At 71.9% G+C, this 25,109-nt stretch carries 22 protein-coding genes; 11 read left to right on the top strand and 11 right to left on the bottom strand.

The features are described 5' to 3' along the window. Positions 1-170: 170 nt before the first annotated feature. Positions 171-1,118, bottom strand: coding sequence for an SCO0930 family lipoprotein (locus tag ABS735_RS13330; RefSeq protein WP_373906212.1), 948 nt, complete (start codon positions 1,116-1,118; stop codon positions 171-173). A gap of 753 nt (positions 1,119-1,871) precedes the next feature. Between ABS735_RS13330 and ABS735_RS13325 the strand changes: the two genes are divergently transcribed. From ABS735_RS13325 to ABS735_RS13315, 3 genes are all read left to right on the top strand, one after another. Then, the gene (locus tag ABS735_RS13325; protein ID WP_373905850.1) at positions 1,872-2,003 is read left to right on the top strand and encodes a hypothetical protein; all 132 of its coding nucleotides are present in this window, start codon (positions 1,872-1,874) and stop codon (positions 2,001-2,003) included. 16 nt (positions 2,004-2,019) lie between these two features. Continuing rightward, on the top strand, positions 2,020-2,784 hold the full coding sequence (locus ABS735_RS13320; protein ID WP_373905851.1) for a bestrophin-like domain: 765 nt from the start codon (positions 2,020-2,022) through the stop codon (positions 2,782-2,784). A gap of 189 nt (positions 2,785-2,973) precedes the next feature. Continuing rightward, the gene (locus ABS735_RS13315) at positions 2,974-3,492 is read left to right on the top strand and encodes a hypothetical protein (RefSeq protein ID WP_373905852.1); all 519 of its coding nucleotides are present in this window, start codon (positions 2,974-2,976) and stop codon (positions 3,490-3,492) included. Between the two features lie 85 nt (positions 3,493-3,577). On the opposite strand, the gene ABS735_RS13310 is transcribed toward ABS735_RS13315, so the two are convergent. Then, positions 3,578-4,072, bottom strand: coding sequence for a hypothetical protein (locus ABS735_RS13310; RefSeq protein WP_373905853.1), 495 nt, complete (start codon positions 4,070-4,072; stop codon positions 3,578-3,580). 331 nt (positions 4,073-4,403) lie between these two features. On the opposite strand from ABS735_RS13310, the gene ABS735_RS13305 reads away from it, so the two are divergent. Then, positions 4,404-5,072 (top strand): class F sortase, encoded by a 669-nt coding sequence (locus tag ABS735_RS13305; RefSeq protein WP_373905854.1) that lies wholly within the window; start codon positions 4,404-4,406, stop codon positions 5,070-5,072. A 31-nt stretch (positions 5,073-5,103) separates the two neighbouring features. On the opposite strand, the gene ABS735_RS13300 is transcribed toward ABS735_RS13305, so the two are convergent. After that, positions 5,104-5,943, bottom strand: coding sequence for a polysaccharide deacetylase family protein (locus ABS735_RS13300; protein ID WP_373905855.1), 840 nt, complete (start codon positions 5,941-5,943; stop codon positions 5,104-5,106). A gap of 110 nt (positions 5,944-6,053) precedes the next feature. Here ABS735_RS13300 and ABS735_RS13295 point away from each other — a divergent pair, with 110 nt between their 5' ends. Together ABS735_RS13295 and ABS735_RS13290 are read left to right on the top strand one after the other, a co-directional pair. Beyond that, positions 6,054-6,515, top strand: a complete 462-nt coding sequence (locus ABS735_RS13295) for a universal stress protein (protein ID WP_373905856.1) — start codon at positions 6,054-6,056, stop codon at positions 6,513-6,515. A 117-nt stretch (positions 6,516-6,632) separates the two neighbouring features. Beyond that, entirely contained in the window at positions 6,633-8,039 is a 1,407-nt protein-coding gene (locus ABS735_RS13290; protein ID WP_373905857.1) for an amino acid permease, read from the top strand. A gap of 44 nt (positions 8,040-8,083) precedes the next feature. Here the strand turns inward: ABS735_RS13290 and ABS735_RS13285 are convergent, their stop codons facing one another. Then, a complete protein-coding gene (locus tag ABS735_RS13285) occupies positions 8,084-9,238 on the bottom strand; it encodes a CapA family protein (protein ID WP_373905858.1) in 1,155 nt (384 codons plus the stop codon). A 242-nt stretch (positions 9,239-9,480) separates the two neighbouring features. On the opposite strand from ABS735_RS13285, the gene ABS735_RS13280 reads away from it, so the two are divergent. From ABS735_RS13280 to ABS735_RS13270, 3 genes are all read left to right on the top strand, one after another. Continuing rightward, the gene (locus ABS735_RS13280; RefSeq protein ID WP_003977918.1) at positions 9,481-10,035 is read left to right on the top strand and encodes a sigma-70 family RNA polymerase sigma factor; all 555 of its coding nucleotides are present in this window, start codon (positions 9,481-9,483) and stop codon (positions 10,033-10,035) included. A 141-nt stretch (positions 10,036-10,176) separates the two neighbouring features. Beyond that, positions 10,177-10,692: a hypothetical protein gene (locus tag ABS735_RS13275; protein ID WP_373905859.1), complete on the top strand. Its 516-nt coding sequence runs from the start codon at positions 10,177-10,179 to the stop codon at positions 10,690-10,692. A 170-nt stretch (positions 10,693-10,862) separates the two neighbouring features. Further along, a complete protein-coding gene (locus ABS735_RS13270; protein WP_373905860.1) occupies positions 10,863-11,513 on the top strand; it encodes a zf-HC2 domain-containing protein in 651 nt (216 codons plus the stop codon). 107 nt (positions 11,514-11,620) lie between these two features. Here ABS735_RS13270 and ABS735_RS13265 read toward each other — a convergent pair whose 3' ends face one another. Further along, a complete protein-coding gene (locus ABS735_RS13265) occupies positions 11,621-12,484 on the bottom strand; it encodes an Fpg/Nei family DNA glycosylase (RefSeq protein WP_373905861.1) in 864 nt (287 codons plus the stop codon). A 40-nt stretch (positions 12,485-12,524) separates the two neighbouring features. After that, on the bottom strand, positions 12,525-14,615 hold the full coding sequence (locus tag ABS735_RS13260; protein ID WP_373905862.1) for a SpoIIE family protein phosphatase: 2,091 nt from the start codon (positions 14,613-14,615) through the stop codon (positions 12,525-12,527). A 117-nt stretch (positions 14,616-14,732) separates the two neighbouring features. Here ABS735_RS13260 and ABS735_RS13255 point away from each other — a divergent pair, with 117 nt between their 5' ends. Then, positions 14,733-16,154, top strand: coding sequence for a lipase maturation factor family protein (locus ABS735_RS13255; RefSeq protein WP_373905863.1), 1,422 nt, complete (start codon positions 14,733-14,735; stop codon positions 16,152-16,154). A 51-nt stretch (positions 16,155-16,205) separates the two neighbouring features. Here the strand turns inward: ABS735_RS13255 and ABS735_RS13250 are convergent, their stop codons facing one another. The 5 genes from ABS735_RS13250 to ABS735_RS13230 form a co-directional block, all read right to left on the bottom strand. Then, positions 16,206-19,229 carry an alpha-mannosidase gene (locus tag ABS735_RS13250; RefSeq protein WP_373905864.1) on the bottom strand — a complete coding sequence of 1,008 codons (3,024 nt, stop codon included), beginning with the start codon at positions 19,227-19,229 and terminating at the stop codon, positions 16,206-16,208. A 63-nt stretch (positions 19,230-19,292) separates the two neighbouring features. Further along, positions 19,293-20,585 carry a glycoside hydrolase 5 family protein gene (locus ABS735_RS13245; RefSeq protein WP_373905865.1) on the bottom strand — a complete coding sequence of 431 codons (1,293 nt, stop codon included), beginning with the start codon at positions 20,583-20,585 and terminating at the stop codon, positions 19,293-19,295. 31 nt (positions 20,586-20,616) lie between these two features. Beyond that, entirely contained in the window at positions 20,617-21,537 is a 921-nt protein-coding gene (locus tag ABS735_RS13240) for a carbohydrate ABC transporter permease (RefSeq protein WP_373905866.1), read from the bottom strand. After that, on the bottom strand, positions 21,534-22,466 hold the full coding sequence (locus ABS735_RS13235; RefSeq protein ID WP_373905867.1) for a carbohydrate ABC transporter permease: 933 nt from the start codon (positions 22,464-22,466) through the stop codon (positions 21,534-21,536). Before ABS735_RS13235 ends, ABS735_RS13240 begins: the two co-directional genes overlap by 4 nt. A 6-nt stretch (positions 22,467-22,472) precedes the next feature. Beyond that, positions 22,473-23,765 carry an ABC transporter substrate-binding protein gene (locus ABS735_RS13230; RefSeq protein ID WP_373905868.1) on the bottom strand — a complete coding sequence of 431 codons (1,293 nt, stop codon included), beginning with the start codon at positions 23,763-23,765 and terminating at the stop codon, positions 22,473-22,475. Positions 23,766-23,980: 215 nt separating this feature from the next. On the opposite strand from ABS735_RS13230, the gene ABS735_RS13225 reads away from it, so the two are divergent. Continuing rightward, a complete protein-coding gene (locus ABS735_RS13225) occupies positions 23,981-25,027 on the top strand; it encodes a LacI family DNA-binding transcriptional regulator (protein WP_373905869.1) in 1,047 nt (348 codons plus the stop codon). The last annotated feature ends 82 nt before the right edge of the window (positions 25,028-25,109 follow it).

Genomic DNA, 25,109 nt, shown 5'->3' with positions numbered 1-25,109 from the left:
CCAAAGGGGCGAGTCCAAACGGAAATTGACCGTCCGTTCCCGGTCACTGCCCCGGGCACGTGCCGTGGGCGAAGGCATGCCAAAGCGCACGAACCAGGCCGTCCCCTCCGTCTGGGTACGGAGGGGACGGCCCGCTGGTCGTGCGCCGAAGGTTGGCAGGCGGGAGGTCGCTACTTCTTCGGCGCGCCGACCGGCTTTCCGTCGGGCTTGACGGCGTACCAGGTGCCGCCGACGCCCTGACCGTTGGTGTCGCCGGCCTTCTTGTCGCCGGCGAAGGTGTAGATGGGCCAGCAGTCGATCGTCTGCTGGGCGGCGCCGTCGGGCCGGGTGAAGCTCATCAGCCCCTTCTTCTCCACGCCCTTGGTGTCGTTCGCCTCGACGGGCGCCACGACCGGCCACTTCTCCAGGCACGCTCCGGTGCAGGCGGACACCGGCTTCGGCCAGGCCTCGTCCTTCATGAAGCGGTAGACGGTCATGCCGTTCTTGTCGACGACGATCTCGCCGAGTTTCGGGTCTTTGCGGGTGGACAGCCCGGCGGCCGGCTCGGCCTGGGCCTTCTTGCCGTCCGCGGCCAGCGCGTACCACTTCTTGCCGACGCCCTGGCCCTTGACGTCGCCGGCGGCGGTGTCCTTGGCGTAGCGGTACGCGGGCCAGCCGCCGATCGTCAGCTGCTTGGTGCCGTCGGGCCGGGTGACCTCGCCGAGCAGGTCCTTGTCGATGCCCTCGCCGGCGAGGGCGTCGTCCGCGCCGACGGGCGGCCACGTGGTGGCGCAGTCGTTCTCGCAGGTGGTCTTGGGCGGCTCGGCGGTGTCGGCGTCGAAGCGGTAGAGGGTGCGGCCCGCCCCGTCGGTCACCAGATCGCCGATCTCGGCGTCGGTGGAGACGGACAGCTTGCCCGCGGGTTCCGGCGCGCTCGCCGAGGCCTGTCCGCCGTCGGCGCCGGTACCGAGTCCGTCGCCGGCGCCCGCGCCGATGTCGCCGACGTCGCCGGGCGCGGCCGTCGCGCCCACGTTCTGACTGCCGGTGGCGCCGCCGCCGTCCTGACCGCACGCCGTCGTCAGCGCCAGCACCGCCGCAGCGCTCGCCACGAGTGAGGCGCTCCGCCAGGAGGTCTTCATCGTCAATCCCCGATCGTCACGAAGGTGTTGGGGCGCCCTGCCGGCCCCGGCACGACACTGGGTACGCACGGGGAAGCCCGTTGTGTTCAACGGGACGCGCGCTTTCTTTACGGCCGCCACCGGCGCGCGGCCCCTCGTACAGGCTTCCGGGCTCCGGCGGGGACGGGTCCGCCGCCGTCAAACCCCTGGTGGGAGGGTGTCCCTCCTTCGGGGCAATCGCCGGGCACTCGGGCGTGGGCCGGTGCGCCAGGCTTCATTATCTGCGTCGTGCATGGACCCGAACCGACCCGATCCGCCGTTGCCGGACGGGTGTTGGCCCTGGTGACGCTGACGTTCACCCTCGTCGGCATACCGGTCGGCCCGGCGCAGGCCGACGCCTGTGCGTACGCCTCGACCGGACCGGACGGCACCGACGCGGTGGCGGTCACCGGGAGCCTTTCCTGGCCCACCTTCCCGCCGTGTTCCGAGCCGACTCCGACACCGACACCGACGCCCACCCCGACGCCCGAGCCCCCGCCTCCCCCGCCTCCCCCGCCGAAGCCCACTCCCCCGCCGCCGCCCTCGCCGAAGCCTCCCCCGCCCGCGCCACCGGCGCCGAAGCCCGAGCCGCCGCCCCCGGCCCCGCGCCCGGCGCCGTCCCGGCCCGCCCCGACTCCGACGCCCCGTCCCACGCCGCCACCGGCGCGGCCCGAGGCGCCCGCGCCCGCTCCGTCGGTCACGCCGACGCCGACGCCCCGGCCGTCGCTCAGCCCCGTGCGCTACCCGCGCCACCGCGCCGCCCGGCCGCCGCAGCGGTCCTCGCGCGGGGCCGCGTCGCCCCTCGTCTTCGTCCTGCTCATCACGGTGCCCGCGGTGGTCGCCGTCGCCGCGCTCCGTGCGCGCTGATTCCTGGAGGCCTCTCTTGCCGGAATGGCTTGTTCTCACCCTCGCGATGCTGGCCGCCTGTGTCGTGGTGGTCGTCGTCACCCTCCTACGGCACCGCACGGCGTCCGACGACGAGGACATCACCGAGACCCCGGACGTCATCGAGTACATGACGATGTGGATCGGCGTGGTGTACGCCATCGTCCTGGGCCTGGCCATCGCCGGTGTCTGGGAGGCACGCAGCGCCGCCGAGGCCGACGTGCAGACGGAGGCCGTCGCGCTGCACGAGATCTCGGAACGGGCCCGGGTCTATCCGCCCGACGTCCGTGACCGCATCCGGGCGGATGTCAACGCCTATGTCGGACACGTCGTCACCACCGAGTGGAAGACCATGGCCGACCAGGGCGAGGTGACCGACCGCGGCACCGAGCTGCTCGACCGCGTCCGCGCGGACGTCACCGACTACGAGCCGAGGTCGGACTTGGAGGCCCAGGCGTACCAGCCCCTCGTCGACCAGGTGGCCGTCGCGGACCAGGCCCGCAACGCCCGGGCGCAGTCGACCGGGGCGACCATGCCGGGGGTGGTGTGGTTCGGGCTCGTCGCCGGGGCCGTCATCACCATCGGGATGGTCTTCGCCCTGCAGATCCGGCGCACGCCCCGCGAACTGGTCCTCGCGGGGCTGTTCTCCGCGCTGATCGCCTTCCTGCTCTTCCTCATCTGGGACTTCGACGCGCCCTTCAGCAGGGGCGTCTCGGCGTCGACCGACCCGTTCCTGAGCCTCTTCCCGGGGGCCGGGGACTGACACGCCGCCGGGGACGGTGACGGCCGACACGCCGTCACCGTCCCCTGAGCGGCCCACGTTCTTGCCCCATTCGCGCGACTGCGATCGCGGCGACGTGCACGGCTTCCTAGCGTTTCGGACATCGAGGTGCATTCCTGGCGCGAGCGGAACAGGTCCGCCGCTGCTCCTCGGGGACCCGGAGGATTCACCATGCGCGCGATACCCGTCGCCTCGGTCGCCCTGCTGGGCGCCGCCGCCCTCTCCGCCTGCGTGCCGGCCGGGGCCGTGGGCTCGAACACGTTCGGCTTCACCGTTTCCCCCGCCACCGTGGCGCCGGGCGGCGAGGTCACGCTGGGGGTGGGCCGTACCGCGGCGGGTTGCCGGGGGCGGGTCACGGTCACCTCGCCGGTGTTCGACACGGTCACCATCCCCCGGCACGAGTCGTCCGCGACGGCGCGGGTCGACCGGGACGCCCGGCGCGGGGCGGTCTACCAGGTGACGTTCGCCTGCCGGGACAAGACCGGCACGGTGGACCTGACCATCGCCGGCGGCGGCCCGCACCACCCGACCGACGAGCCCCGGCACCCCAAGGGCGTGCACGCCGGGGAGGGCGGCAGCGTCGCCGGGTTCGACGTGAAGCAGATCGGGCTCGGTGCGGTGCTCATCGCGGGGGCGGTGGGCACGGCGTACCACCTCTCGCGCCGCCGTTCCGGCGAGGGCGGCGCCTGACCCTCCCCCACCGCGCGCAGGAGTTCGCCCCGGATCCGACAGGGTTCCGGGGCGAAGCCGTGCGGGTCGTGTTCCGGCTGCGCGGTCAGATGCGCCGCTCGGACCGGCGGCGCAGCCAGAACAGTCCGCCGCCGGCGACGGCCGCGGCGACGAGCCCGCCGCCGATGGCGATGTCGGTCGAGGTCGCCCCGCTGGAGCTGCTGCCGCCGAGGCCGCCGCGGACACCGCCGATGACGGTGAAGGCCGCCGGCCGGGTCAGCCGCCGGCCCGAGCAGTTGACGGTGATGTCGTACGAGCCCGGCCTGGCGTCCTGCTTGATGGTGGCGGTGCCCTTGGACGTCTCGTTCGCCCCCCTGACGGGGGTCAGGTGGGTGGTCCGGAAGGCGTCCGAGGTCATCGTGCCGCCCTGGGGGCAGCCGTCGACCGTGACGGTCATCTGGCCGCCGCGGGCGATGACGCTGGGCAGGGCGACGATGTTGCTCGGCTGGTTGTGGTCCCCTCCGGCGGTGGCCGCGGGGGCGGCCAGACCGAGGACAGCGACCGCGGCGCCGGCTGCCGCGAGGGCACGAGTGTTGCGCATGTGATCCTCCGCGGAAGACGCCCCGGGTCCCGTCCCCGGTCGATCGGCGAGAAAGCGCCTCCCAGAAAGACCCTCAGTTGCCCCGCGCGGGGCCGCATTTCGGGAATGGTCCGTCCTGGTGAGAGGGGTGGCGGGCCGAAACCGCGCGAGTGGATATCGCCGCAGGTCACGCACCGTCAGAAAATCTCCGCCTGCCATCTCCCGGATGGCGCACGGAAGGAGGCGCGCACCACCCGTTCGCCGCCGCCCCGTCGCCGGTCCCACGCACGCCGCTTAGCGTGCTCGTATGCGCGGATGATCCGGCGACGGCCGGGTCGAGAGGGGAAGGCGAATGTACGACTCCGAGTTGGCCGAAGAGGAGGAGCGGCGGAGGAAGCGCGCTCCCTGGGGCGTGATAGCGCTTGTTCTGCTGACCGGTCTCGCGCTCATCCGCAACGGCTCCGGGGAGTTCGACGTGGGCCCGCCGCAGCCGGCGTCGGCCGCGGCCGCCCCGGACACCCGCGCGGCCGCCGGCGACGCCGCCGCCCCCGGCGTCACGCCCCTGCCCTACTCGGTGCCCGACCGGGTGTCCGTCCCCGCCATCCAGGTCGACGCGCCGGTCATGGGGGTCGGCCTGGACGCGGACGGCTGGGTCGACGCACCGCCGCCCGAGGACCCGAACCTGGCCGGCTGGTTCACCGGCGCGGTCTCCCCGGGGGAAAAGGGCACCGCGGTCGTCGTCGGCCACGTCGACAACCAGCAGGGCCCCGCCGTCTTCTACGGGCTCGGCGCCCTGAAAAAGGGAAACAAGGTGGAAGTGCACCGCCAGGACGGAAAGACGGCGGTCTTCGAGATCTACGGCATCGAAGTGTTCGAGAAGAACAACTTCCCGGGCGACCGGGTCTACGGCTCGAAGGGCAGCCCCGAATTGCGGGTCATCACCTGCGGCGGCGGATTCACCAAGCAGAACGGCTACGACGGGAACGTGGTCGCTTTCGCCCGCCTGGTCGAGGTCCGCTGAGCGTGCCCCGGCCCGGCGGGCGCGGCCGCGGTCAGATCAGGCGCCGCCGGGGGACGGTGAGGTGGTAGCCGGAGTCGAGCAGTTCGGGCAGGTAGCGCCGCAGGGCGCGGACACTCTGCGAGCGATTGCCCCCGGCGTCGTGCGAGAGCACCACGACGCCGGGGGCCGCGCCCTCCTCGACCCGGTCGACGATGTTGCCGGTGCCGGGGGTCGTCCAGTCGAGGGTGTCCACGGTCCAGGCGAGCGGCTCCATGCCGAGTTCCGCGCCGAGCTGGAAGGTGGCGCGGTTCCAGGCCCCGTACGGGGCCCGGAACCAGCGGGGCGGCTCACCGTAGGCCTTCTCGACGACCTCGCTCGTGCGCTCCATCTCGGAGCGGATGCGGCGCCGGCTGAGTTTGGTCAGCAGCGGGTGGGACCAGGTGTGGTTGCCGACCACGTGGCCCTCGTCCGCCATCCGCGAGAGCAGGTCCCGGTTGTAGTCCGCCATCTCCCCGCACACGAAGAACGTGGCGTGCACCTCGTGCTTCGCGAGGGTGTCCAGGATCTCGGGGGTGTACTCGGGGTGGGGGCCGTCGTCGAAGGTGAGCAGCATGGTGCGGCCCCGGCCCGTCATGCGCAGGATCGGCTCACTGCGCACCGGTGGCTGCCGGGGCGCGGCACGTGGTGCCCCGTATCCGGTCAGGGGCTGGAGGCGGTAGGCGGAGGGCTTGAGCGGGCTGCGCTGCGGGGGTCCGGGCGCGGGTACGGGGGCGGGCGGCCGGGCCGAGCCGTCTCCCAGGCCCATGGCGAGTGCGCCGCCGGCGCCGGCGGCGCCCAGGGCCGCGACGCCGGTGAGCAGGGTGCGGCGGGTGAGCAACTGATCCTTCTCCATGACTCATCAGTCGCCCGGCGACGGTGCGCCGCACCTGAGCAACACCGGTGCGGCGGCATAAAACCACCCGCCCGGCTCAAGATCACGACGGGCTCCGATAACCTCGCCGCGTGACGGAACAGCACTCCCATCAGTTCGAACGCGGCACGGACGGACCGAAGGTCATCGTCGTCGGTGTGGACGGCTCCGACTCCTCGCTGCGGGCCGCGGCCTACGCCGGTGGGCTGGCCAGGCGGCAGGGTGCCCTCCTCGCGGTGGTGTACGTGCAGCCGGTGCTGGCGGGGGGTGCGGCGCTCGGGGCGTCGGTGGCGGAGACGACCGACGAGATCGCCGAGGAGCTGGTGGCCCAGATCCGGGAGGCGACCGAGCGGGTGAAGGGGATATTCGACATCCGCTGGGAGTTCCACACGTTCCGCGGCGACCCGTTCAGCGGCCTGGTGCAGACGGCCGACCAGCTGAAGGCGGACGCGGTGGTGGTGGGCGCCTCCGAGCAGGCAGGTCACCGGTTCGTCGGCTCGGTGGCGGTGCGGCTGGTGAAGTCGGGGCGCTGGCCGGTGACGGTGGTGCCGTAGTACCCGGGTGCGTGTGTGCGTCTTGGGTGCTTTGTGCGTCGTGACTTCCGTCGCGGTCGTGTGTGAGTCATCATGATCCACCGTCAGCCGTTTGCCGTTCACGAAGAGGTGAGGCGCATGGCCCGGTTCCGCATGGGTGAGGGTGTTCTCCGCCGCAAACCCATCGAACACATCGAGGAGACGGAGAGCGGCGGCGGCCTGGTGCGCTCGCTGGGGCTGTGGCAGCTGACCGCGATCGGCGTCGGCGGCATCATCGGGGCCGGCATCTTCACGCTGGCCGGCACGGTCGCCAACGGCACAGCGGGTCCGGCGGTCCTCGTCTCCTTCCTCATCGCCGGTGTCGCGAGTGCGGCGGCCGCCCTTTCGTACGCCGAGTTCGCCGGTCTGATCCCGAAGGCGGGCTCCGCCTACACCTACGGCTACGCGGTCCTGGGCGAGCTGGTGGGGTGGTTCATCGGCTGGGACCTGCTTCTGGAGTACACGGCGATCGTGGCGGTGGTCGCGATCGGCATCTCGGGCTACTTCAGCTTCCTGGTCGGCGAGATGGGCGCCGACCTGCCGAACTGGATGCTGGGGGCGCCCGGCACCGGGGACGGCCACCGGGTAGACCTGTTCGCCGCCGCGCTGTGTCTGCTGATCGCGTACCTGCTGACGCTGGGCATCAGGAACGCGGCCCGCTTCGAGATGGTCGTGGTCGTGCTGAAGGTGCTGGTGGTGCTTCTGGTGATCGGGGTCGGCGTCTTCCACATCAACACCTCGAACTACCACCCGTTCTTCCCGTTAGGGGTCGGCGGGGCGTTCACCGGTGCGGCGACGGTGTTCTTCGCGGTCTTCGGCTACGACGCCATGTCGACGGCGGCCGAGGAGTCGAAGGACGCCCAGCGGCACATGCCGAAGGCGATCATCTACTCGCTGATCATCTCGATGGTGCTGTACGTGGCCGCCTGTCTGGTGCTGACCGGCATGCAGAACTACAAGAGCATCGACCCGGAGAGCGGCTTCTCGACGGCGTTCAAGTCGGTGGGGCTCAGCTCGCTGGCCGACGTCATCGCGGTGGGCGCCATCATCGGCATCCTCACGGTGATGTTCACGTTCATGCTGGGCGTCACCCGGGTGTGGTTCTCCATGTCGCGCGACGGGCTGCTGCCCAAGTGGTTCGCGAAGACGCACCCGACGCGGCACGTGCCGACCCGGGTCACCTGGATCGTCGGGGTCGCGTCGGCCGTGATCGCCGGGTTCCTGCCGATCGGCGAGGCGGCGGAGCTGACCAACATCGGCATTCTGCTGGCCTTCGTGGTGGTGTGCGCGGCGGTGATCGTGCTGCGCTACCGGCAGCCGGACCTGCCGCGCACCTTCCGTACGCCGTGGATGCCGTTCGTGCCGGCGCTGGGCATCGTCTTCTCGATCTGGCTGATCACGTTCCTGCAGTGGCAGACCTGGGTGCGGTTCGCCGTGTGGTTCGTGGTCGGACTGGTGATCTACTTCGCGTACTCGTACCGGAAGTCGGAGCTGGCACGGCGCTAGCCGTGGACGTCGGCTGACCCGCTCCCCCACTTGCCCGTCACCGGCTACTTCCCCATCACCAGCCCGTCCCCGGCGGCGCCCCGGCTGAGCACCACGTCGCGGATGCGGTCGCGCACGCCCTGCAGCTCGGCGCCCTTCTCCAGCGCGCGGTTGAGGTTCACCACCCGGCCGGCGTCGACGTCGAACAGCTGCGGGACGAACTCGGCCTTCGTCACCTTCCAGCGTTCGCCGGTCCGGTCGGGCGGGGCGAAGGTGAAGCGGCCGATGGTCGACTGGTTGCCGCGCGCGTCGCGGACACCCTCGTCGTTGACCATCTCGCCCGCGATCTGGTCCCCCATGCCGTAGACCACCCAGGTGCCGTTGACCTTCTCGTAGGCCTGCGGGACATGGGCGTGGGTGCCGAGGATCAGGTCGATGTCGGGGCGGTCGCCGGTGCGTGCGGCGGTCAGGCTCCGCGCAAGCGCCAACTGGTCCTGGTCGGGGGCGTCCTGCCACTCGGTGCCCCAGTGCAGCGACACGACGACGACGTCGGCGCCGGCTTTCCGCGCGGCCCGCGCGTCCTCGACGATGCGCGCCTCGTCGATCATCCCGACCGCCCAGGGCTGCCCGTGGGGAAGGGGGTGGCCGTTGGTGTGGAGGGTGTAGGCGAGGTGGGCCACCTGGGCCCGGCCCGCGCGCAGGACCGTCGCGGTGTCCGCCTCGGCCTCGGTGCGCGCGGTCCCGGCGTGCCGTACACCGGCACGGTCGAGCGCGTCCAGGGTGCGGCGGATGCCGTCCGCGCCGTCGTCGACGCTGTGGTTGGAGGCGGTGGAGCAGTCGTCGTAGCCGGTGGCGGCCAGCGCCTTCGCCACCTCGGGCGGGGACTTGAAGAGGGGGTAGCCGCTGTAGTCGCCGTTCGCGCCGTAGACGGTCTCCATGTGGCACAGGGCGAGGTCGGCGCGCGAGACGACGGGCTGCGCGCCGGCGAGCATGGGGCGGAAGTCGTAACCGGCGCCGCCGGCGTCGAAGCGGGCCCGCTCGATGATCGAGTCGTGCGGGAGCACGTCACCGGAGGCGACCAGGGTGAAGGCGCCCTCGACGGCGGCGGGCGGGGCCGGCGCCGGCGGTTTCGGCGGTTCGTGGTCGCGGGCCTGGCAGGCCGCGCCGGCGGTGAGGAGGGCGGTCAGGGCAAGGGCCACCTGACGACTGCGTGTGATCATCCGTTCACCCCGCTGGGTCGCACACACCGATGAAAAGTCGCATTTACTTATAAACAGGTAATGAGTCACGGCTCGTCACAGGCGGCTCCGACACGCCCATTAGCCCGTCCGGCGTGCGCGAACGGGGTGCCGGGTCCGCGGGCCGACCGTTCGTCGAACCGTTCGTCGACGCGATCGACCGTCCGCCGCACGCCCGTGTGTGCGCCCTGTCCCCGCCCGGTTCCCTGCGGTGCCATACGGCCATGACGGCCGGAATCACCCTCACGGACACAGCGAACGGGACGACCGCCGAGCACGAGCTCGCCGCACTGCAGCGCGAGCACGGCCGGCCGCTCTTCGCGCTGCTGCTGCGGCTCAGCGACGGCGACCGGCAACGCGCCGAGGACCTCGTGCAGGAGACCCTGGTCCGCGCCTGGCAGCACCCCGAGGCCCTGCGCGCCGACGACTTCGACTCTGTACGGCCCTGGCTGCTCACCGTGGCCCGGCGGCTCGCGATCGACGCGCGCCGCGCCCGCCAGGCGCGTCCCCCGGAGGTCGGCGACGCCGTGCTGGAGAACGCGCGGGTCTGCGCGGACCACGCCGAACGGGCCGCCGCGGCCCTCGATGTGCGCGAGGCTGTGAAGACACTCACTCCGGAGCACCGTGAAGTCCTGGTGCTGGTGTATTTCCAGGGGGCGAGTGTGGCGGAAGCCGCGGCGGCCCTAGGCATCCCACCCGGTACCGTGAAGTCCCGCGCGTACTACGCGCTGCGCGCCATGCGCAGGGTGCTACCGGGATACGCCGCCGACCTGCGGTGAAACCGACCCGTTGGTCAAGCCTCCGTAAAGCGCCTTGCCCAGGACCCCGGTTGAGCAGTCGGCTGTCCTCATCCGTGTTCCGGACGGGGGTCCATGACCCGGGTCGGGCGACGCGCACGCATCGGAGGAAGGCAGGAAGGGATGCTGCACAGAGGTCAAGAGAGCACGGACGGCACCGGCGGGGGCGAACTGAGCGTTCCCATGGCGTGGTTGTACGCCGAGTACATCGCCGACGAGCTGCTGCGGACCGGCGACCTGATGCCGCCGACATCCTTCGAGTTCCGCGCCGGACGGGACGCGCTGGCGCTCACCGTCTTCCTGTCCGACACGGACGACGAACTGAGCGGCATCCGCGTCGTCACCCACCTGGAGACCTGGCTGTCCCTGACGGCCTACGACCAGCCGTGGCACGAGTGGGTGCACGGACGGCTGGCCGAGGTCACGGCCGACACGGTCGCCGCCGGACGCCACTCCCCGGACCTGGAGCTGGCCCGGGCGGCCTGGCGCTGGCTCCAGGACACCGAACTCCTCGCCCCGGACCTGAACGCGGTTCCCGGCGGTGCGGCGGTGACCGGAGAGGACGAGGGACCGAAGGTGTGGACGCCGGCCTGGCAGCTCGGGCTGCCGCTCGGACACCTCGCCATCCACCTGTTCTAGCCGTCCCGGCCGGCTCGCCGGCTTCCCCGAAGACGGACCGATCCGCGCCTGCGACCGCTCCGAACACCTCGGTTGCGATTCGATCGCGGCTTGAGTGATTCGGCTGTCCGGTGCGTACGGGTGGGAGCAAGGAGTAACCCCACCCGCACCCAACGGTACGAGGATTCGGCATGAGGTCCCTGGAAAGGCATGGTGACGTCGGCGCCTACGCGCTCGGCGTGCTGGACGAGGCGGAAGCGTTCCGCTTCGAGGACCACCTCATGGAGTGCCCCAGGTGCGCGGCCCAGGTGACCGAATTCGGTCCCGCCACCCGCCAGTTGATGCTGTACCGGCAGGCGACACCCCGTATCGTCCACCCCCTGACCAGGCCGGGACCGCGACTGCTCGACCGGCTGCTGTCCGAGGTGGCCACGCGCCACCGGGCGGGCCGCAGGCGGGTGCTGTACGCCGTGGCCGCCGCCGTCGTGTGCGCCGTGGCCGGGCCCGGCGCCGTGCTGTACGCGAGCCAGGGCGACCCGGCGGTGCCGCTCACCGCGACCGACACACGGACCGGGGTGTGGGCGCGGATCACGGCCGAGGACGAGGCCTGGGGCACGGGCGTGCGACTAGAGGTCAAGGACGGGGCGGGCCCGCGCTCGTGCCGGCTCGTGGCCGTCGCCCGCGACGGGTCCGAGCAGACGATCACCAGCTGGATGGTGCCCGGGCAGGAGGACCGGCCGCACACCGTGCACGGCGGGGCCGCCCTGCATCCGGACCAGATCGACCGCTACGAGGTGCGGACGGCGGACGGCGATCACCTGGTGACCCTGCCGGCCGGGTGACCGCCGCCCCGGCGACCGCCGCCGCTTCGGCGAAGCCGCCACTCCCGCGAGGCCGCCGTTTCGAGCGAAGCCGTCACTCCCGTGAGGCCGTCACTCCCGCGAGGCAGTCACTTCAGCAGCCGGGACATCCTGCGGTCCGCCAGCGGTTTGCCGCCGGTCTGGCAGGTCGGGCAGTACTGGAGCGAGGAGTCGCTGAAGGAGACCTCGCGGACGGTGTCGCCGCACACCGGGCAGGGCTCTCCGGCACGCCCGTGGACCCGCAGTCCGCTCTTCTTCTCGGCCTTCAGGCGTCCTGCGGCGACGCCCCGGGAGCGTTCCACGGCCTGGGTGAGCGTGTCGCGCAGGGCCGCGTACAGGCGCGCGGTCTCCTCGTCGGTGAGGGAGGCGGCCAGCTTGAACGGGGACATCTTCGCGGCGTGCAGGACCTCGTCGCTGTACGCGTTGCCCACGCCCGCGATCAGGCTCTGGTCGCGCAAAGCGCCCTTGAGCTGCCGCCGCTCACCCTCGAGGAGGGCGGCGAAGCGCGCCTCGTCGAAGTCGTCGGCGAGCGGGTCCGGTCCGAGCCGGGCCACGCCGGGCACCTGCCGCGGGTCGGCCACGACGTACACCGCGAGCCGCTTCTGCGTGCCCGCCTCCGTCAGGTCGAAGCCCGCGCCGGTCTCCAGGGCGACACGCAGTGCGAGCGGGCCCTTGCCGGGCCTGGGCATGCCGCTGGGGAGACTGTCCTTCCAGTGCAGCCAGCCGGCCCGGGCCAGATGAGTCACCAGATGCGGGCCGTCCGCGGTCTCGACGTCGAGGAACTTGCCGCGGCGGTGCACGCCCGCCACCCGGTGGCCCTCCAGTGCCGTGAGCGGGGGGTCGTACGTCTTCAGGACGCTGATCGCCACGGGCAGGACCCGGACGATCTCGCGGCCGGTGAGGTGCTCGGTCAGGAAGTCGCGGAGCGCCTCGACCTCGGGCAGTTCTGGCATACGTCCAGAGTGCCACCGGCCACCGGCAGTGCCAGTGGGGTCAGCCCGTGCCGTGCGCCACCACGAACTCCGCCCACACGACCTTGCCGCCGCCGCGTGCCTCCACGCCCCATGCGTCGGCGAGCGTGTCGACCAGGAGCAGCCCCCGCCCGGAGACCCCGTCGTCCCCGGCCTCGCGGCGGCGCGGCAGGGCGCTGGAGGAGTCCTCGACCTCGACCCGCAGCCGCCGGTCGGTTCCGGTGAGCAGTCGCAGGGTGACGATCGCGGAGCCCTCGGTGTGCATGAGGGCGTTGGTCATCAGCTCGTCGGCGACCAGTTCGATCTCGTCGCTCCGGCCCCTGACCCCCCAGGAGCGGACCGCGGCACGGATCATGTGCCGGGCCTCGGTGAGGCCCTCCGGGTCGCCCGGCGAGACGTGCTGCTGGACCCTGCCGAAGGTCTTGGGGGCGCCGAGTCCGTGGCGGCGCAGCAGGAGCAGCGCGACGTCGTCGTCGCCGCGGCGCTCGTCGGCCACGTCGATGAGCCGGTCGGCCAGGTCCCGCACGTCCTCGGGCCCGGAGCTGATCAGCGCCATGAGGACCTCCATGCCCTCGTCGAGGTCGGCGCCCGGCTGCTCGACCAGGCCGTCGGTGCACAGCAGCAGGGTGTTGCCCGGGTCCAGCTCCAGAGTGGCGACCGGGTAGGCCAGGCGCCCGAACTCGGCGGACAGGCCGAGCGGCAGCCCGCCCTCGACGCGCACGAGGCGGCAGCTGCCGTCGCCGAAGCGCAGCAGCGGGTCGATGTGTCCGGCACGGACCACCTGGACCACTCCGGTGCCCAGGTCGGCCTCCGCGTACAGGCAGGTCGCGAAGCGGTCGGTGTCCAGCTCGTGCAGGAAGACCGAGGCCCGTGCCATCACCGTGGCCGGGGGGTGGCCCTCGGCGGCGTAGGCGCGCAGCACGATGCGCAGCTGGCCCATGACGGCGGCGGCGTGCGTGTCGTGGCCCTGGACGTCGCCGATGACGGCGCCGACGCGGCCGCCGGGCAGCGGGATCAGGTCGTACCAGTCGCCGCCGATGTCACGGCCGAGGGTGCCTCCGATGGAGGCCGCGCGGTAGCGGACGGCGACGTCGCAGCCGGGCACGCTGGGGATGGTGCGCGGCAGCATGGCCTGCTGGAGGCCCTCGGCGAGGTCCATCTCCTGCTCGTAGAGCATGGCCCGCTGCAGGCTCTGCGCGATGCCGCTGCCGAGCGCGACCAGGACGTTGCGGTCCTCCGGGGAGAAGCCGTGCCGGTCGCTGTAGAGCAGCCCGATGGCGCCGATCGGCCGGGCCTGGGCGATCAGGGGCAGGTAGGCGGCCGAGGTGATGTCGAGGTGGGTGATGTCCCGCCACAGCAGGGGGTAGCGCTCCGCGAACTCCTCCGGCGACTCGATGAAGCGGGGGCTGAGGGTCCGTACGGCCTCGCTCATCGGGTACGGCTCGTCGATCCGGGTGACCCGGGTGCCGGGGATGAAGCTGTTCTCGGGGCCGTCGGCGACCAGCCGGATGCGGCCGGCCTCGACCAGACCCATCACCAGGCTGGTGGCGCCCAGCCGGGTGAGCCCGTGGGTGTCGCGCAGCACCTCGATGACGTCGTCCACGGTGCGGGCGTGCGCGAGGGCGGCCGTGGCGAGCTGGACGACGTTGGTGAGCCGCCGGCGGGCCTCGTCATGCGCCGCCTGCTCGCGGTTGGCCGCGATGTCGGCCATCTCCTGGGTGGCGTCGCGGACGATGCCGATGATCCGGCGGGGGCGGCCGGTCTCGTCGCGGCGGATGTAGCCCTGGGTGTGGGTCCAGCGCAGGGTGCCGTCGCGGCGGCGCAGCCGGAAGTAGGTGCCGTAGTTCTCGCTGCCGTCCTTCATCGCCCGGGCGACGATGGTGTCCATGCGGCTTCTCTCCGCCGTGGGCACGCGCAGCGCCAGGGACTCGGGGCGCCCGTCGTACTCCTCCGGGCGCAGGTCGAACACCTCGTGGGCCTGGGCGTCCATGTGGAACAGCCCGGCGTCCAGGTCCCAGTCGAAGCTGCCCATGCGGTTGAGCGCCAGAATCGGGTCCGGTTGGGCGGGCCAGTCGTCCGGGAGTGACGGGGCGCTCGCTCCCCGATCAGACATGGACCCCACCTTGCCAGGATTTGTCGGAATCTTCGACTCCTGGTCCCCCGTGCCGGGCAGGAGGAGGGCCGGGCCGCCGGAACGGGTACACGGAGCGGGTACGAGAGGAGCCCGGCCGTGGAGTGGTTCACCGCACCCGACTACTGGCTGGGCCGGCTGGTCTTCCAGCGGGCCCTGGCCGCCGTGTACCTGGTCGCGTTCCTGACGGCCGCCCTGCAGTTCCGGGCGCTGCTCGGCGAGCGCGGTCTGACGCCCGTGCCCCGCTTCGTCGAGCGGGTGCCTTTCAAGCGGGCGCCGAGCCTGTTCCAGTGGCGCTACTCGGACCGGCTCTTCGCCGGCTGCGCCTGGGCGGGCTGCGCGGTCTCGGCGGCGCTGGTGGCGGGGCTGGACTCGCTGCTGCCGCTGTGGGGCGCGATGCTGCTGTGGCTGGTGCCGTGGGCGCTGTACCTGTCGATCGTCAACGTCGGACAGACCTGGTACTCGTTCGGCTGGGAGTCGCTGCTGCTGGAGACCGGCTTCGTCGCCGTGTTCCTCGGCAACGACGAGGTCGCCCCGCCGATCGTGGTCCTGTTCCTGCTGCGCTGGCTGCTGTTCCGGGTGGAGTTCGGGGCGGGACTGATCAAGATACGGGGCGACGAGTGCTGGCGGAAGCTGACCTGTCTGGACCACCACCACGAGACCCAGCCGATGCCGGGCCCGCTGAGCTGGTTCTTCCACCACCTCCCGCGGCCCCTGCACCGCGTCGAGGTCGCCGCGAACCACGTCACGCAGCTGGTGGTGCCCTTCCTCTTGTTCGCCCCGCACCCCGTGTCGACGGTCGCCGCGGCGCTGATGATCGCGACCCAGCTGTGGCTGGTGCTCTCGGGCAACTTCTCCTGGCTCAACTGGATCACCATCGTGCTGGCCCTGTCGGTGGTCCGGTTCCCGTCCGATCCGCCGTCCGTGGCGGCCACACCGCTCTGGTACGAGGTGGTGGTCCTGGCGGTGGCGGTGCTGCTGGTGTTCCTGAGTCACCGGCCGGTGCGCAACATGATCTCCCGCCGCCAGGTGATGAACCGCTCCTTCGACTCGCTCCACCTGGTCAACACCTACGGCGCCTTCGGCTCCGTCAGCCGGGTCCGGTACGAGGTGGTGATCGAGGGCACCGCCGACGAGGTGGCCCGCAAGGACGGGGACTGGCGGGAGTACGAGTTCAAGGGCAAACCCGGTGATCCACGCCGCTGGCCGCGCCAGTTCGCGCCGTACCATCTGCGCCTGGACTGGCTGATGTGGTTCGCCGCGCTGTCGCCCTCCTACGCCGGGCCGTGGTTCAGCACCTTCGTGGAACGGCTGCTGGAGAACGACCGGGCCACGCTGAGACTGCTGCGCCGCTCCCCGTTCCCGCCCGACGCGCCGCCCCGCTTCGTGCGCGCCCGGCTCTTCCGGTACCGGTACACGACGTGGCGGGAGCTGCGGGAGACGGGCGCGTGCTGGGAGCGGACGTATGTGCGGGAGTACCTGCCGCCGACCCGGCTGACCGGGGCGCCGGAGCGGTCGTAGCCGCACGGGCCCGGCTCACCGCTTCCGCGTGAGCCGGGCCCGCCGAAGGTGCTACGCGCGCTTCAGCCGCAGGGTCATCAGCTGGAACGGACGCAGCCGTACGGTGATCCGGTCGCCGTCCAGCCCTGGGGCTTCCGCATCTGCCAGCGGGCGTTCCAGCAGGTCGGTCACCTGCACGTCCGTGGCCGTGAACCCGGTGGTGAGGGTGGCGTGGGCCCGGCCGCCGTGCGCCTCGTGGAAGCGGACCACGACGTCGCCGCTGCCGTCGTCGGCGAGCTTGACGGCGGTGACGACGACCGCGTCCCGGTCGACCGTGACGAGCGGCGCGACGTTCCCGTCGCCGCCCGTGAGGTGTCGCTCGGGCAGGTTGATCCGCCAGCCCTCGCGCACGGCGTCGCCGATGCCCGCGCCGGGCACCAGCGCGTGCCGGAACCGGTGCACGCCCTGGTCGGTCTCGGGGTCGGGGAAGCGCGGGGCGCGCAGGAGGGAGACCCGCACGGTGGTCGTCGTACCGGCGTCGCCGTCGGTGCGGACGGTGCGGGTGACGTCGTGGCCGTACGTCGAGTCGTTGACGAGTGCGACGCCCCACCCGGGTTCCTCCAGGTGGACGAAGCGGTGGTTGCAGGCCTCGAACTTGGCGGCCTCCCAGCTGGTGTTGGTGTGGGTCGGCCGGTGGAAGTGGCCGAACTGGGTCTCCGACGCGTACCGCTCGGCGTGCACGTCGAGCGGGAAGGCGAGCTTGAGGAACTTCTCCGTCTCGTGCCAGTCGACCTCGGTGTCCACCTCGAGACGCCGCTCCCCCGGCGCCAGGGTCAGCACCTGGGTGACCCGGGAGGAGCCGAAGGAGCGGACGATCCGCACCGAGGTGCCGTCGTCGCCGGGAGCGACCTCGTCGGCGCCGGTGAGGTCGGTGACCGTGTGGCGGTAGAACTCGTCGACGTCCCAGGCGTCCCACATGTTCGGGAAGTCGGGGTGGAGCTGGAGCAGGTTCCCCGCGCCGCCCGGCGCGATGGTCTCGCGGTCGGCGGCGATGTCGTACGCCGAGACGACCAGGCCGCGGCCGTCGATCTCGACGCGCAGCAGACCGTTGTCGAGGACGTGGCCGCCGCCGGGGCGGGGAGTCAGGTCCGTCCGGCCCTCCGTGGCGGGAGACGCGGCGGCGCCCGCCGGGACTCCGGCCCGGGCGTGCGGCGCGGAGTTGAACACCAGCGGGGTGTCGCCCTCGCCGGCCAGGGCGCGCTGGGCGGCGTCGATGATCGAGTTCAGTTCCCCGGCGACGCGGTCGTAGGTGGCGCGGGCCTCGCGGTGCACCCAGGCGATGGAGGAGCCGGGCAGGATGTCGTGGAACTGGTGCAGCAGGACCGTCTTCCAGATGCGGTCCAGGTCGTCGTACGGGTAGGGGAACCCGGCGCGCACGGCAGCCGTGGCCGCCCACAGCTCGGCCTCCCGCAGGAGGTGCTCGCTGCGGCGGTTGCCCTGCTTGGTCCTGGCCTGGCTGGTGAGGGTGGCGCGGTGCAGCTCGAGGTACAGCTCGCCGACCCAGACCGGCGGCTCGGGGTTCTCGGCCTCGGCCTTCTCGAAGAAGGCGTGCGGCGTCTCCCACTCGACGGTGGCCGAGCCTTCGAGGTCGCGCAGCCGGGCCGCCTTGGCGACCATCTCGCGGGTGGTGCCGCCGCCCCCGTCGCCCCAGCCGGTGGGGGCCAGGGAGTGCCGGGCGACGCCCTTGTCCTTGAAGTTCTTCGCCGCGTGGGCGATCTCGCTGCCCTTCATCGAGCAGTTGTAGGTGTCGACGGGCGGGAAGTGCGTGAAGATCCGGGTGCCGTCGATGCCCTCCCAGCGGAAGGTGTGGTGCGGGAACTTGTTCGTCTGGGACCAGGAGATCTTCTGGGTCAGCAGGTACTTGGCGCCGGCCGCCTTGATGATCTGCGGCAGTCCGGCCGCGAAGCCGAAGGTGTCCGGCAGCCACGCCTCGTCGTTCTCGACCCCGAACTCGTCGAGGAAGAACCGCTTGCCGTGCACGAACTGCCGGGCCATCGCCTCGGAGCCGGGCATGTTGGTGTCCGACTCCACCCACATGCCGCCGGCCGGCACGAACCGGCCGTCGGCGACCGCCTTCTTGACCCGCGCCCACACCTCGGGCCGGTGGTCGCGCACCCACGCCCACTGCTGGGCCTGCGACATCGCGAAGACGAAGTCCGGCTCGTCCTCCAGGAGGGCGGTCATGTTGGAGGTGGTGCGGGCCACCTTGCGTACGGTCTCGCGCAGCGGCCACAGCCAGGCCGAGTCGATGTGCGCGTGCCCGACGGCGCTGATGCGGTGCGCGGAGGGTACGGCGGGGGCGGACAGCACCTCGGTGAGGTGTGAACGGGCCTCCTCCGCGGTGCCGTTGACGTCCTGGAGGTCGATGGCGTCCAGTGCCCTGTCGACCGCGCGCAGGATCTCCCAGCGGCGCGGCGACTCCACGGGCAGCTCGGCCATCAGCTCGCCGAGCACCTCCAGGTCGAGCACCAGGTTCCACACCGTCTCGTCGAGGACGGCGAGGTCCATGCGGGCGAGGGTGTACTGCGGTTCGCTGCCCGCGGTGTCCTTGTCGCCGAGCTGCGTGGGCACGAAGGGGTGGTAGTCGAGGATGACGGGGTTGGAGGCGGCCTCGACGTGCAGGCGCACCTGTTCGCCGCCCTCGACGGGGGCGCCGATCCGCACCCACTGGTTGCGCGGGTTCAGGCCCTTCACCGGGGTGCCGTCGGGGCGGTAGACCAGGCCCTCGCACTGGAAGCCGGGCATGTTCTCGTCGAAACCGAGGTCGAGGATCGCCTCGACGGTCTTCCCGGCCCACTCCTTCGGCACGGTGCCGGTGACGCGGAACCAGCTGGTGCCCCAGGGCGCGCCCCAGCGGGCGCCGACCTCGATGGGCTCGGGTTCGGCGGCGAGTCCCTCCTCTACGGGGACGGGCTCGCCCGGTGCGTTCCACACCGCGACGTCCAGCGGCACGGACTCCGGGTAGAGGGCGGGGCGGACGCGCTCGTCGAGGACGCGCTTGAGGCGGGCTTCGACCAGGTTGCGGTCGTCATGCATGCGGGTGCTCCGGGGTCGGGGGCGGGTGGTTACCAGGGGTGGGTCACGATGACGGGGCCGACGTCAGGTACAGCTCCCCCGCGGGGCGCGGTCCGAACCGTGCGGGCCGGGGACGGCGAGGACGTCGTCGGGCGTGACGACCTCGGTGATGCCGCGCGCCGCGAGATGCCCGGTGTCGGCGGCGCGCGTGTCGAGGACGGTGGTGGGGCGGGCGCCGTCGGCGACCAGCCGGAAGAAGGCGTCGAAGACGGCACCGCCGGGGGCGCAGGCCGAGCGCGCGGCGGGGTCGGCCGGAACGGCGAGGGCCGTGGTGCGCGGGGCGGGGGCGGGGCGGGCTCCCCCTCGGGCCGCACGCGCCGCACGGGCCAGGACCCGTGCCGTGTCCTTGGGGCGGCGGTCGTTGGTGAGGAGCCCGAGCCCGTACTCCAGCTCGGGGAAGTCGGCCAGCGCCCGGGACACGTCGTGGGAGCACCACCAGGTGACGCCCCACAGGTCGGGGCAGTCCAGGGCGTTCTCGACGGTCGCCTCGGTGAAGGCGGCGGCGTGCTCGGCGGGAACCAGGGGCGCGGGGGCGCCCACCTCCTGGAGCCAGACCGGGCGGTGCGGGTCGTCGGCCCAGGCCTTGCTCAGCTCTATCAGGTAGGCGGCGTGGTGCTCGCTGGGCACGGAAGTGCGGCCGTGGCGCTGGGCGGTGCCGTTGAAGACCCAGGAGTGCACGGCCGTGACGGCGCCCCGCCGGGCGGCCTGGGCCGGAGTGAAGGGCTGGTCGTCCTGGTACCAGGTGGCGTCGTACTCGGCGTGCAGGTGCATGCGGCCCGGGGCACCCTCCTCGCAGGCGGCCAGCATCCGCTCCAGCCAGGCGTCGATCTCGGCGCTGGTGGCGCGGTCCGGGTCGGGGTGGGGTCCGGCGGAGAACTGGTTGACCTCGTTGCCGAGGGTCATGCCGAGGAAGTTGGGCCGGCCGGCCAGGGCGGCGGCGAGGGTGCGCAGGTAGACGGCCTGGCCGTCGATGACCTCCGGGTCGGTGAACAGGTTGCGCCGGTGCCAGGTGCGGGTCCAGGCCGGGACGTAGTCGAAGCTGCTCAGGTGGCCCTGGAGGCCGTCCACGTTGACGTCGAGGCCGCGTTCGCCGGCCGCGTCGACCAGGGCCACCAGGTGCTCGACCGCGCGCTCGCGGATCAGGGCGCGGTTGGGCTGGAAGTAGGGCCACAGCGGGAAGACGCGGACGTGGTCCACGTCCAGGGCGGCGATGGAGTCCAGGTCGGCGCGTACGGAGTCGAGGTCGAAGTCGAGCCAGTGGTGGAACCACCCCTCGCTCGGGGTGTAGTTGACGCCGAAGCGCACGGCAGAAGGCATGCGGTGTCCTTGTGAGGGGGAAGCGGGTGGTTCAGCCCTTGACGGCGCCCTCGCCCACGCCGCGGAAGAAGTACCGCTGGAGGCAGGCGAAGAGGACGATGAGCGGCGCCACGGCGATGATCGTGCCCGCGGCGACGAGGCGTTCGTCATTGGCGAAGGTGCCGTGCAGGTAGTTCAGGCCGATGGTGAGGGTGAATTTGGACGGGTCGCTCAGCACGATCAGGGGCCACAGGAAGTCGTCCCAGGCGCCCATGAAGGCGAAGATCGCGACGACGGCGAGGGTGCCCTTCACCGCGGGCAGCGCGATCCGGCAGAACCGCTGCCAGACGTTGGCGCCGTCGACGAAGGCCGCCTCCTCGATCTCGTAGGGGAGGTTGAGGAAGGCGTTGCGCATGAGGAGCACGTTCAGGGCGCTGACGCAGCCGGGCAGCAGCACGCCGACGAGGGTGTTGTTGAGGCCGAGCTCCCGCATGGTGGTGAACTGGGCGATGATGATGCCCTCCACCGGCACGAGCATGGCCAGGATGAACACCAGGGTGGCGACGCGCCGGCCGCGGTAGCGCAGCCGGGCCAGGGCGTAGCCGGCGAGGGCGGCGCCGACGCAGTTGGTGACGACGTTGGCCGCCGCGACCTTCAGCGAGTTCAGGGCGTAGTCCCACACCGGGATGGTCTCGGCGACCCGCTCGTAGTTGTGCAGGGTGGGATCGGAGGGCAGGAACTTCGGCGGGGAGCTGAAGATGTCCTCGGTGGGACCTTTGAGCGAGGTCGACAGCTGCCACAGGAACGGGCCGATGGTCAGGGCCAGGACGCCGAGCAGGAGCAGGTAGCGCAGGACCAGTTCCCACACGCGTATGCGGCGGCCGTGCTCGTCTGTGATCCGGGGTTCGCGTTCCCGCGTCCGGTCGGCGGCCCGGGTGCTCTCGGCGGGCCGGGTCTTCTCGGCGAGGCTCACGACTCCTCCTTCCGGTCGGCGCGCAGGACGAGCAGCATCAGGACGACGGTGACGACGAAGACGACGACGGAGATGGCGGAGGCGTAGCCGACGCGGCCGGTCAGGCCGGTGCCGGTGCGCTGGACCAGCATCACGAGCGTGGTGTCCTCGCCGGCCGGTCCGCCGCTGGGGCCCGCCATCAGGTAGACCTCCGAGAACACCTTGAAGGCGGCGACCGAGGAGAGTGCCGCGACCAGGACCATGGTGGAGCGGACGGCGGGCACCGTGACGGTGAGGAAGCGGCGGACCGCGCCCGCTCCGTCCACGGCGGCGGCCTCGTGCAGCTCGCGGGGCACGTTGGCGAGCGCCGCCAAGTAAATGATCATGTAGTAGCCGAGGCCCTTCCAGACCGTGACGGCCATCGCGCTGAGCAGGATCAGCCACTGGTCGCTGAGGAAGCCGACCGGACTGGCGCCGAGCGTCTCCAGCAGGGAGTTGACCAGACCGCGCTCGTCGAGGAGCCAGACCCAGATCAGCCCGACGACGACGATCGAGGCGACGACCGGGGTGTAGAAGGCGGAGCGGAAGAAGGTGATGCCGGGGATGTTCTTCTGCACCAGCAGCGCGAGCAGCAACGGCAGCAGGACCAACGCGGGGACGACCCCGAGGACGTACAGGGAGCTGTTGCGCAGGCCGATCCAGAACATGTCGTCGTGGAGCAGCTCGCGGAAGTTGGCGAGGCCCACGAACTCGCCCGGCACCAGCGTGCGGCGGTCGGTGAAGGAGTTGACGAGCGTGGAGACGAACGGGTACAGGATGAACGCGCCGGTGATCAGCAGGCCGGGCGCGGCGAACAGCCAGGGGCTGGCGGGCAGTTGCCGCCGCACGCGCCGGGCGCCGCCGTTCTTGCGGGCGCCCGGGGTGCCGGTGGTGAGGGTGGGACTCGCCATGACGCCTCAGCCCTGCTGCTGAAGGAGCCGGTCGCACGCCTTGACAGCGTTGTCCAGGGCTTCCTCGGGGCTCTGCTTGCCCTGGAGCGCCTTGGCGACCTCGTTGCGCAGCTCGGTCTTCATCTGCTCGCTGAACAGCACGGGCGTGTAGTTGACGGCCGTCTTCAGCGACTTGGCGGCGGCGACCCGGACGCGGGTCTCGTCGGTGCCGTCCTCCTTGGTGAAGTACGGGTCGTCCAGCGAACCGGCGGTGCTCGGGAAGATGGCGACCTGCTTGGCGAACGACATCTGGTGCGCCGCGTCGGTGACGTAGTGCGCGAAGGCGACCGCGGCGGGCTTGCGCTCGCTCTGCGAGTTCACCATCAGGCCCATCACGTACATGTTGACGTGGCCGGTGCTGGTGATCTGGTCGGTGATGCCGATGTTCTTGTAGAGGTTGGGCGCCTGCTTCTTGAAGTTGGCGAGGTCGAGCGCGCTGCCCGGGTTCATGGCGACGGCCCCGGTGAGGAACTTCTTCCCGGTGGACTCGGGGGTGGCCGTCAGCGCCTGCGGGTCGAGGGCCTTGGCGTCGTACAGCTCCTTGTAGTGGGTGAGGAGTTCGACGCCCTTGGCGTCGTTGAACGCGAAGGCGGTGCCCTCCTTGTTCATGAGCGGTACGCCGTAGCGGCCGAAGTCCTCGATGGTGGGCACGTTGGCGAGGGTGGCGACCTCGCCGTCGGTGTTGTCGGCGATCTTCAGGGCGGCGTCGAAGACCTCGTCGTACGTCTTCGGCGGCTGCTCGGGGTCGAGTCCGGCCTTCTCGAAGAGGGACTTGTTGTAGAAGAGCGGACCGGTGTTGAGGTACCAGGGGAAGGCGTACGTGCCGTCCATGCCCGGTATCCGGTGGCTGGCCCAGGCGCCCTCCAGGTACTCCTTCTCGTACTGCCCTGCCGCCTTGTCCAGGTCGAGGGCCAGGCCCGCCTTGGCGAGCGGGGCGACCAGGTCCGGGGAGACGTTGACGACGTCGGGCAGCGTGCCGCCGGCGGCGTCGGCGCTGATCTTGTCGGCGTAGCCCTCGCCGGGCTGGTCGACCCACTTGACGTGGGTGCCGGGGTACTTCTTCTCGAAGTCCGCGATCAGGCCCTCGAAGTAGTCCTTGAAGTTGGCCCGCAGGTTCCAGGTCTGGAAGGTGATGTCGCCCTCGACCTTGCCCGAGGCGTCGGTCGAGCCACCGCCGTCGTCTCCGGAGCCGCAGGCGCTGAGCGGCAGGACGAGGGCGGCTACGGCGGCGACGGCGAATGTTCTGCGCGAGGTGGGCACGGTGACACGTCTCCCTGAAGGACGTCGGCGGTGGGATGTCAGCGACCATGCCCGGCGATTCCTCGGAAAGTCAATGGATTCCGGCCAACTAAAGTGGAAGGTGCGACATTAGTGCAGGTCAGAGTAGCACAGCAGGTAACTTGCCAGGGGCTACTAATGCGCTTTAGGATCTTTCTACTCAAGCGCTTTAGCTCTGATCGAGGAAAGGAGCGCGCATGCCGGCCAAGCGGCCCGCCGCGCGCCGGCCGACGATGAAGGACATCGCGCGGCGGGCCGGGGTCTCCGAGAGCGCGGTGTCGTTCGCGCTGAACGACCGGCCGGGGGTCTCCGAGATCACCCGGGACCGGGTGCGCCGGGTGGCCGAGCAGCTCGGCTGGCGGCCCAGTACGGCGGCGCGCGCGCTGTCCGGGGAGGGTGCGGCGACGGTCGGCTTCGTGCTGGCGCGGCCCGCGCACACCCTCGGTGTCGACTCCTTCTTCCTGCAGCTGGTCTCGGGCATCCAGGAGGTGCTGGCGGGGCGGCACCTGGGGCTGCTGTTCCAGGTGGCGCAGGACGTCGGGGACGAGTGCGCGGTCTACCGGCGCTGGTGGGCCGAACACCGGGTGGACGGCGTCCTCGTGGTGGACCCGCGCACCGATGACCCGCGCCCGGACCTGCTCGACGAACTCGGCCTGCCCGCCGTGGTGATCGGAGGCGCGCCCGACGAGCGTCATCCGGGGCTGTCGACGGTGTGGGCGGACGACGCGGGCGCGATGGCCGCGCTGGTGGACGGGCTGCACGCGCTCGGGCACCGGCGGATCGTGCACATCGCCGGGCTGCCGGGCCTCGCCCACACCGAGCGCCGTATCCGCGCCCTGCGCGCGGAGGCCGGGCGGCGCGGTCTCGGCGAGGTCGAGTCGGTGACCACCGACTACTCGGACGCGGAGGGCGCGGCCGTCACCCGCCGCGTGCTGGAGGCGCCCGTTCCGCCGACCGCCCTGATCTACGACAACGACGTGATGGCCGTCGCCGGCGTCGCCGCGGCGGCCGAACTCGGCTTCTCGGTACCGGCGGACGTGTCCGTGGTGGCCTGGGAGGACTCGGCACTGTGCCGCATGGTCAAGCCGTGGCTGTCCGCCCTGTCCCGGGACAGCGTGGAGTTCGGCCGCACGGCGGCCACGGAGCTGACCGCCCTGCTCGACGGTGGCCCGGCCCGGACGGTGCGCGTGCCGGTGCCGCGCCTGATCGAGCGGGACAGCACGGGGCCGGCCCGGCCGGCCTGAACGCGGCCGGACGGGCCCGCGCTCTCGACATGCGCACCCGCCGGGCGGGCCCGCGCTCTCGACGTGCGCGCCTGGGACGGGC

Origin of the sequence: Streptomyces sp. MMCC 100 (assembly GCF_041538145.2) — a bacterium.
Classification (GTDB): domain Bacteria; phylum Actinomycetota; class Actinomycetes; order Streptomycetales; family Streptomycetaceae; genus Streptomyces.
This window is presented reverse-complemented; position numbering and strand designations above follow the sequence as displayed.